This is a genomic window from Streptomyces sp. MS191, from assembly GCF_008042125.1.
In the GTDB taxonomy this organism is placed as follows: Bacteria; Actinomycetota; Actinomycetes; order Streptomycetales; family Streptomycetaceae; genus Streptomyces.
The window spans coordinates 783,550-792,939 of the sequence record NZ_RDBI01000040.1 but is presented as its reverse complement, the minus strand read 5'-3'; the positions used below and the strand labels follow the sequence as shown (position 1 = coordinate 792,939).

6 protein-coding genes are annotated in these 9,390 nt (G+C 72.8%); 5 read left to right on the top strand and 1 reads right to left on the bottom strand.

What is annotated here, in order from left to right; genetic code table 11:
- Positions 1-110 precede the first annotated feature (110 nt).
- Positions 111-899, bottom strand: a complete 789-nt coding sequence (locus EAO71_RS10575) for an SDR family NAD(P)-dependent oxidoreductase (protein ID WP_147977491.1) — start codon at positions 897-899, stop codon at positions 111-113.
- Between the two features lie 58 nt (positions 900-957).
- Between EAO71_RS10575 and uvrC the strand changes: the two genes are divergently transcribed.
- From uvrC to EAO71_RS10550, 5 genes are all read left to right on the top strand, one after another.
- A complete protein-coding gene (uvrC, locus tag EAO71_RS10570) occupies positions 958-3,051 on the top strand; it encodes an excinuclease ABC subunit UvrC (protein WP_147977490.1) in 2,094 nt (697 codons plus the stop codon).
- A complete protein-coding gene (gene rapZ / locus EAO71_RS10565) occupies positions 3,048-4,040 on the top strand; it encodes an RNase adapter RapZ (protein WP_187282630.1) in 993 nt (330 codons plus the stop codon). The genes uvrC and rapZ overlap by 4 nt, the downstream gene beginning before the upstream one ends.
- Positions 4,037-5,059 (top strand): gluconeogenesis factor YvcK family protein, encoded by a 1,023-nt coding sequence (locus tag EAO71_RS10560; RefSeq protein WP_147977488.1) that lies wholly within the window; start codon positions 4,037-4,039, stop codon positions 5,057-5,059. Before rapZ ends, EAO71_RS10560 begins: the two co-directional genes overlap by 4 nt.
- A complete protein-coding gene (gene whiA, locus EAO71_RS10555) occupies positions 5,050-6,039 on the top strand; it encodes a DNA-binding protein WhiA (RefSeq protein WP_147977487.1) in 990 nt (329 codons plus the stop codon). Before EAO71_RS10560 ends, whiA begins: the two co-directional genes overlap by 10 nt.
- Before the next feature lie 335 nt (positions 6,040-6,374).
- Entirely contained in the window at positions 6,375-9,335 is a 2,961-nt protein-coding gene (locus EAO71_RS10550) for a M14 family metallopeptidase (RefSeq protein ID WP_147977486.1), read from the top strand.
- The last annotated feature ends 55 nt before the right edge of the window (positions 9,336-9,390 follow it).

Genomic DNA, 9,390 nt, shown 5'->3' with positions numbered 1-9,390 from the left:
CGGAGTCGTGCCGTCCGCCGGGCCTCCGGCGTCGCGCCGTCCACCGGGCCCCGTCCACCGGGCCCCGTCCACCGGGGCCGGACGGGTCCCCGCGCCGCCCCGCGGGGCCGTCACTGGGCCAGGTAGCCGCCGTCCACCGGCAGGACCGCGCCCGTGACGAACGAGGCCTCGGGCGACGCGAGGAAGAGGATCGCCGCCGCCACCTCCGCCGGCTCGCCGAGCCGGGCCATCGGGTGCATGCGCAGGACCTCCTCCAGATACGCGGCGCCGCCCGGCTCGTCCCGTACCGCCGCGACCCGCTCCGTCGCGATCGTGCCCGGCGCCACCGCGTTCACCCGGATCCCCCGCGACGCCCATTCCACCGCCAGGTGCTTGGTCAGACCGCTGGCCACGAACTTCGCCGGGCCGTAGACCGCCTGCCGCGCCTGCCCCGCCTCGCCCGAGACCGACGACGTGCACACGATCGCGCCGCCCCCCTGCGCGGCCATCGCGTCGATCGCGTACTTGCAGGTGAGGAACATGCCCCTGCCGTCGACCGCCATCACCCGGTCCCAGTCGTCCGCCGTCGCCTCCGTGACGTCCATCAGCGGGATCACCCCCGCGTTCGCCACCAGGACGTCGATCCGACCGAAGCGCTCCACGGCCGTGGAGATCATCCGCCGCGCGTCCTCGTCCCGCGAGACGTCCCCGGTCACCGTCACCAGGCCGTCCGGCCCACCCGCCCCGGTGCTCGCGGCCTCCTCGACGAGGTCCGCGAGCCTGCCCGCGTCCACGTCCGCGGCGACGACCCGCGCCCCCTCCCGGAGGAACCGCAGCGCCGTCGCGCGCCCGATCCCGCTCGCCGCGCCCGTGATCACACACACCTGGTCCGTCAGCCGTCCCGGCATCCTGTCCGTCATGTTCCGCCAACGAGCGTGCCCGCCCTGAGTGTCGGTTCCCGCCAGTAGGGTGGGGAGCATGGCCGACCCCTCCAGCTACCGCCCGAAGCCGGGACAGATCCCCGACTCGCCGGGGGTCTACAAGTTCCGCGACGAGCACCGCCGGGTGATCTACGTCGGGAAGGCGAAGTCCCTGCGGCAGCGGCTGGCCAACTACTTCCAGCCGCTCGCGAGCCTGCACCCGCGCACGGCCACCATGGTGACCACCGCCGCCTCGGTGGAGTGGACGGTCGTCTCGACCGAGGTCGAGGCGCTGCAGCTGGAGTACTCCTGGATCAAGGAGTTCGACCCCCGGTTCAACGTCAAGTACCGGGACGACAAGAGCTACCCGTACCTCGCGGTGACCCTGAACGAGGAGTTCCCGCGGGTCCAGGTCATGCGGGGCCACAAGAAGAAGGGCGTGCGCTACTTCGGGCCGTACGCGCACGCCTGGGCGATCCGCGAGACCGTCGACCTGATGCTCCGCGTCTTCCCCGTCCGCACCTGCTCCGCCGGCGTCTTCCGCAACGCCGCCTCCGCCGGCAGGCCCTGCCTCCTCGGCTACATCGGCAAGTGCTCCGCCCCCTGCGTCGGCCGTACGACGCCCGAGGAGCACCGCGAACTGGCCGAGGAGTTCTGCGACTTCATGGCCGGCCGCACCGGCACCTACATCCGCCGCCTGGAGAAGCAGATGATGGCGGCGGCCGAGGAGATGGAGTACGAGAGGGCGGGGCGCCTGCGGGACGACATAGGGGCCCTGCGCCGGGCGATGGAGAAGAACGCCGTCGTCCTCGCCGACGCCACCGACGCCGACCTGATCGCGCTCGCCGAGGACGAGCTGGAGGCCGCCGTCCAGATCTTCCACGTACGCGGCGGACGGGTGCGCGGGCAGCGCGGCTGGGTCACCGACAAGGTCGAGGCCGTCTCCACGGCCGGGCTCGTCGAGCACGCCCTCCAGCAGCTGTACGGGGAGGAGAGCGGCGACGCGGTCCCCAAGGAGGTCCTCGTCCCGGCCCTGCCCGAGGACGCGGAGGCCGTCACCCTGTGGCTCGCCGGCCGCAGGGGGTCCGGAGTCTCGCTGCGCGTCCCGCAGCGCGGCGACAAGAAGGACCTGATGGAGACCGTGGCGCGCAACGCCCAGCAGGCCCTCGTACTGCACAAGACCAAGCGGGCCAGCGACCTCACCACCCGCTCGCGGGCCCTGGAGGAGATCGCCGAGGCGCTGGACCTGGACTCGGCGCCGCTGCGGATCGAGTGCTTCGACATCTCGCACCTCCAGGGCGACGACGTCGTGGCCTCCATGGTCGTCTTCGAGGACGGGCTGCCCCGTAAGAGCGAGTACCGCCGCTTCCAGATCAAGGGCTTCGAGGGGCAGGACGACGTCCGCTCCATGCACGAAGTGATCAGCCGCCGCTTCAAGCGCTACCTCGCCGAGAAGGAGAGGACGGGGGAGTGGGGGCCCGAGGGGGTCACCGAGGACGAGAGCGCCGCTCCCGACGGTGCGGACGTCACGGTCCCGGCCGGGGCCGGCGAGGCCACGGCCGACGGCGGACCGCGCCGGACGAACGGCGCCGACCTCGGCGCCACGGGCGAGGTCCCCGCCGACGACGGCCGCCCCAAGCGCTTCGCCTACCCGCCCCAGCTCGTCGTCGTCGACGGCGGGCAGCCCCAGGTCGCGGCGGCCCGGCGCGCCCTCGACGAGCTCGGCATCGACGACATCGCCGTCTGCGGGCTCGCCAAGCGCCTGGAGGAGGTCTGGCTGCCGGGCGACGACGACCCGGTCGTGCTTCCCCGCTCCAGCGAGGGCCTGTACCTCCTTCAGCGGGTACGTGACACGGCTCACGACTTCGCCATCCGCTACCAGCGCTCGAAGCGGAACAAGCGCGTCAGGACCAGCCCCCTGGACGCCGTCCCCGGCCTCGGAGACACCCGCAAACAGGCGTTGATCAAGCATTTCGGCTCGGTGAAGCGGCTGCGACAGGCGACAATCGAGCAGATCTGCGAGGTCCCCGGCATGGGCCGCAAGACGGCCGAGGCCGTGGCGGTGGCCCTCGCGCAGGCGGCCCCGGCCGCACCTGCCGTGAATACGGCAACAGGAGAGATCATTGAAGACGACGGGGGCACGACCGCATGACCACGCACGACCGGCACGATGAACACGACGCGCACGATCCGCACGACGAGCACGACACGCACGACCGAGAAGACGGAGCAGGACACGTGAGTACGAGCACGAAGGAGGCCGGCGAGACCGCCGACGCGGCCATCCCCGAGCTGGTCATCATCTCCGGCATGTCCGGCGCCGGCCGGTCCACCGCGGCCAAGTGCCTGGAGGACCTCGGCTGGTTCGTCGTCGACAACCTGCCGCCCGCACTGATCCCCACCATGGTGGAGCTCGGCGCACGCTCCCAGGGCAACGTCGCCCGGATCGCCGTCGTCGTGGACGTCCGCGGCCGGCAGTTCTTCGACGCCCTGCGGGAGTCCCTCGCCGCCCTCGACGCCCAGCAGGTCACCCGCCGGATCGTCTTCCTGGAGTCCTCCGACGAGGCCCTGGTACGGCGCTTCGAGTCGGTCCGCAGGCCCCACCCCCTCCAGGGCGACGGCCGGATCACCGACGGCATCGCCGCCGAGCGCGACCTGCTGCGCGAGCTGCGCGGCGACGCCGACCTGGTCATCGACACCTCCAGCCTCAACGTCCACGAACTGCGCGCCAAGATGGACGCCCAGTTCGCCGGCGACGAGGAGCCGGAGCTGCGGGCCACGGTCATGTCGTTCGGATTCAAGTACGGGCTGCCCGTCGACGCCGACCTCGTCGTCGACATGCGCTTCCTCCCCAACCCGCACTGGGTCCCCGAGCTGCGGCCCTTCACCGGCCTCAACGAGGAGGTGTCGGCCTACGTCTTCAACCAGCCGGGCGCGAAGGAGTTCCTCGACCGCTACACCGAGCTCCTCCAGCTGATCGCCGCCGGCTACCGCCGCGAGGGCAAGCGGTACGTGACGATCGCCGTCGGCTGCACGGGCGGCAAGCACCGCTCCGTCGCCACGTCCGAGAAGCTCGCCGCCCGCCTTGCCGCGGAAGGGGTCGAGACCGTCGTCGTCCACCGGGACATGGGGCGCGAGTGAAGCCCTACCGCCGGCGTACGTCCACCCTTTCGGTGCGTACGCTCCGCAGGCGCGGCGCCCAGCCGAAGGTCGTCGCCCTCGGCGGGGGCATGGGCCTGTCGGCCTCCCTCGCCGCCCTGCGCCGGATCACCGGTGACCTCACCGCCGTGGTCACCGTCGCCGACGACGGCGGCTCCAGCGGCCGGCTCCGTGAGGAGCTGGGCGTGCTGCCGCCCGGCGACCTGCGCAAGGCGCTCGCGGCGCTGTGCGGCGACGACGACTGGGGCCAGACCTGGGCCCGGGTCATCCAGCACCGCTTCCAGTCCAAGGGCGACCTGCACGAGCACGCGGTCGGCAACCTGCTGATCGTCGCCCTGTGGGAGCAGCTGGGCGACCACGTCCAGGCCCTGGACCTGGTCGGCAAGCTGCTCGGCGCGCACGGCCGGGTGCTGCCCATGTCCGCGGTCCCGCTCGAGCTCCAGGCCCTGGTCAGGGGGCACGATCCGGCGCGCCCGGACGACGTGGACACGGTGCGTGGCCAGGCGACCGTGGCGCTCACCCCGGGCGAGGTGCAGTCGGTCCACCTCGTCCCGAACGACCCGCCCGCCGTGCCCGAGGCGGTCGCCGCCGTCCTCGACGCGGACTGGGTGGTCCTGGGGCCGGGCTCCTGGTTCTCCTCGGTGATACCGCACCTGCTCGTCCCCGAACTGCTCGACGCCCTGACGGAGACCAAGGCCCGCCGGGTGCTCTCGCTCAACCTCGCGCCGCAGCCGGGAGAAACCGAGGGGTTCTCTCCGCAGCGTCATTTGGAGGTTTTGGGACGACACGCCCCTAAACTCGCGTTGGACGTGGTGCTGGCCGACGAGGCCGCCGTGCCCGACCGCGAATCCCTCGCCGACGCCGCCAAGCGGTTCGGCGCCGCGGTCGAGCTGGCGCCGGTCGCCCGCGCCGACGGGCTCCCGAAGCACGATCCGGAGCTGTTGGCCGCCGCGTACGACCGTATTTTTCGGATGCATGGAAGGATCGGCCCATGGCGATGACGGCAGCGGTGAAGGACGAGATCTCCCGGCTCCCCGTCACCCGGACCTGCTGCAGGAAGGCAGAGGTCTCGTCGATCCTGCGGTTCGCGGGCGGGCTGCACCTGGTGAGCGGCCGGATCGTGATCGAGGCGGAGCTGGACACCGCGATGGCGGCCCGCCGCCTCAAGCGGGACATCCTGGAGATCTTCGGGCACAGCTCGGAGCTGATCGTGATGGCCCCCGGCGGGCTGCGGCGCGGCTCCCGGTTCGTCGTCCGCGTGGTCGCGGGCGGCGATCAGCTGGCCCGGCAGACCGGTCTCGTCGACGGCCGCGGCCGGCCGATCCGGGGGCTGCCCCCGCAGGTCGTCTCCGGCGCCACCTGCGACGCCGAGGCGGCGTGGCGCGGTGCCTTCCTCGCCCACGGCTCGCTGACCGAGCCGGGACGCTCGTCCTCCCTGGAGGTCACCTGCCCCGGTCCGGAGGCCGCGCTCGCCCTGGTCGGCGCCGCGCGCCGGCTGAGCATCGCCGCGAAGGCCCGTGAGGTGCGCGGTGTGGACCGGGTCGTCGTCCGGGACGGGGACGCGATCGGCGCCCTGCTGACCCGGCTCGGCGCCCACGAGTCGGTGCTGGCCTGGGAGGAGCGGCGCATGCGCCGCGAGGTCCGCGCCACCGCCAACCGCCTGGCCAACTTCGACGACGCCAACCTGCGCCGCTCGGCCCGCGCGGCCGTCGCCGCCGGGGCCCGGGTGCAGCGTGCGCTGGAGATCCTGGCGGACGAGGTGCCCGAGCACCTCGCCGCCGCGGGCCGGCTGCGGATGGAGCACAAGCAGGCCTCCCTGGAGGAGCTGGGCGCGCTCGCCGACCCGCCGCTGACCAAGGACGCGGTCGCCGGCCGGATCCGCCGCCTGCTCGCCATGGCCGACAAGCGGGCCCAGGACCTGGGCATCCCCGGGACCGAGTCCAACCTCAGCGAGGAGCTCGACGACAGCCTGGTCGGCTGAGGCCCGGCGGCGGGGGGACCTCGCCGCCCGGCGCCGCCCGTCGGCCGTCCGCGCCTCCGGGCCGCCCGTCCGGTCCGCGCGCGCGCCTGTGCGCGCGCCCACCGGGCGGCCGCCCCGTCGGGCCGCCCGTCCGCGCCCGGCCGTCCGTCCGCGCCCGGCCGTCCGTCCACGCCCGGCCATCGCCCAACTCGCCGCTGCCGGTGCCTTTCTGAGGTACCGGCAGCGGCTTTCCGCCGCCTTCGCGCGACGCGCCGTACGCGCTCTTGACATGGCCATGGGCTCCCAAGAGCCTGTCGTCTGTTCATTTTCGTGGCAGACGACAGCAAGGGGGGCTTATGAGACGCAGAGCGGGATCGATCCTCGCCGCGGCTTCACTGCTGATGGCCGGACTGGCGATGGCACCCGTCGCCGGGGCGGAACCGAACGACCTCTCGCACGGCGCCGACGGCGACGCCCTCTCCGTGTGGCGGGCCGAGATCCGCAAGGAGCAGGTGCCGCTGCTCCTCGAAGCGGGCACCGACGCCCACGAGCTGACCGAGCAGGTGCCGGAGAAGGGCTCCGCCACGCTGGAGCTCCAGCTCACCGAACGCCAGGCCGGACAGCTGCGGGCCAAGGGGGTCGAACTCGCCGAGCACACGCTCTCCGCCGGGGCCGAGCGGCGGGTGGCCGCCGCGGGCGACGGGGTCTTCCGGCCGTACGGAGGCGAGAACGGCCTCAAGCGGGAGATCCTGGCCACCGCCCAGGCCCACCCGGACCTCACCAAGGTCGTCTCCATCGGCAAGACGGTCAAGGGCCAGGACATCCTCGCCCTCAAGCTCAGCCGGGGTGCCAGGAAGACCAAGGACGGATCCCGTCCCGCCACGCTCTACATGTCCAACCAGCACGCCCGTGAGTGGATCACCCCCGAGATGACCCGGCGGCTGATGCACCACTACCTCGACGGCTACGGCAAGGACGCCCGCGTCACCAGGATCGTGGACACCACCGAGCTGTGGTTCGTGCTCTCCGCCAACCCGGACGGCTACGACTACACCCACGCGGACCCCGCGAACCGCCAGTGGCGCAAGAACCTGCGCGACAACGACGGCGACGGCCGCTTCGGGGCCGGCGACGGCGTCGACCTCAACCGCAACTTCGCCTACAAGTGGGGCTACGACAACGAGGGTTCGTCGCCCGATCCGGCCGACGAGACCTTCCGCGGGACCGGCCCGATGTCCGAGCCCGAGACGAAGGCGCTCGACGCCTTCCAGAAGCGCATCGGCTTCCGGTACGGGATCAACTACCACTCGGCCGCCCAGCTCCTGCTCTACGGCGTGGGCTGGCAGGTGGCCACGGACACCCCCGACGACGTCGCCCTCAAGGCGCTCGCCGGCACCCCGCAGAAGTCGGCCGTCCCCGGCTACCGGCCGCAGGTCTCCTCCGAGCTCTACACCACCAACGGCGAGGCCGACGGACACGCGGCCAACGTCAACGGGATGCAGATGTTCACCCCGGAGATGTCGACCTGTGCCACCGCGGCGCGCGTCGACCCGAACGACGCCTGGGAGGCCGCCGACTGCGCCTCCGTCTTCACCTTCCCGGACGACGAGAAGCTGATCCAGGCGGAGTTCGCCAAGAACGTGCCCTTCGCGCTGGCCGTCGCCGAGACCGCCGCCCATCCGGACCGGCCCGTCTCGGTCACCGGTCTCGACGCCCCCGACTTCACCCCGAACGCCTTCACCACCTCCTACGCCCGCGGCGGCGACCAGGAGGTCTCCGTCACCGCCCGCCGGTCCCTGAAGGGCAAGCAGCTCAGGTACCGCGTCAACGGCGGCCGCACCCACACCGAGGGACTGCGGGCGTGGAAGGGCGGCGAGACCTACGGCGGCGAGGACAACCTCTACTTCGACCAGTACCGGGCCGAGGTCGAGGGCGCCGCACCGGGCGACACCGTCGAGGTCTGGTTCACGGCCCGCACGCGTGACGGGAAGGCGGCCTCGTCCGCCCCGTTCACGTACAAGGTGGCCGAGCGCCCCCGCGGTGACGTCCTCGTCCTCGCCGAGGAGGGCGGTACGGCCGCCGCGCGGCACACCGCCGCCTACGTGAAGGCGCTCGCCGACAACGGCCACCGCGCCGCCGTCTGGGACGTCGCCACCCAGGGCGCGCCCCACCCGCTCGGCGTGCTGAGCCACTTCCGCACGGTCGTCTGGTACACCGGCGCCGAGCAGCCGTCCGGACCGAGCATGCTCGCCGTGCGCGACTACCTCAACGAGGGCGGCAAGCTGATCGACGCGGGCGAGAAGTCCGGCGGGTTCGTCGACATCGGCCGCGCCGAGTCCAACGACTTCGCCCAGTACTACCTCGGCGCCTACCACCGCGCCGGGCTACAGAGCCCGCCCGCCTTCGCCGGATCCGGCGGATTCGGGGGGACCCGGGCGACGCTCGGAGCCTCCGCGGACAACCCGCTGGACAACGCCGGGGCGTACACCGTCACCTCGGACACGCTGAAGCCGGCGCAGTTCCCGCAGTTCCGCAGCTCCTCCGCGGGCGACTACCCGGGCATCCGCACCCCCTTCGAGCCCTACGAGGGCGGGTACTTCGCCGCCGTGCGCCACTCCGACGACACCTGGACCCGGCTCAGCCGGACCGTCGACCTCACCGGCGTCACGGCCGCCGCCGCGCCGACCATGCGGTTCCAGGTCAGCTACGACACCGAGAGGGACTACGACCACCTCGTCGTCGAGGCGCACACCGTGGGCCAGGACGACTGGACGACGCTGCCCGACGCCAACGGCGGCACGTCCGACGCCGCACCGGCCGACTGCGGCGAGGGCTTCTACGTCGCCGGCCACCCCTTCCTCGGCCACTACCTGACCGTGGGCGAGGACGGCTGCGCCACCACCGGCACCACCGGTTCCTGGCACGCCTTCACCGGCCCGTCCAACGGCTGGCGGCAGGCGTCGGTCGACCTGAGCGCCTACGCGGGCAAGCAGGTCGAGCTGTCGATCTCCTACATCTCCGACCCCGGCACGGGCGAGATGGGCGCCTTCGTCGACGACACCGCGCTCGTCGTCGGCGGCACGCCGAGCGGTGGCGAGGGGTTCGAGACGGCGCTGGGCGCCTGGTCCGTGGCGGGCCCGCCGGCCGGCAGCCCCGGGAACGGCAGCGACTGGGCGCGCTCGACAGGGCTCTTCCACTCCCAGGCGGCCGTGACCACGCGCGACACCGTGCTCCTCGGCTTCGGTCTGGAGCACGTGGAAAGCGCGGCGGAGCGCAGGCAGATCATCGGAAAGGCGCTCACGACCCTGCGCCGCTGACCGGGAACACATCGGGTCATACGACCCCGGGCGGCCCGTACCAGTGAGTAGGTTC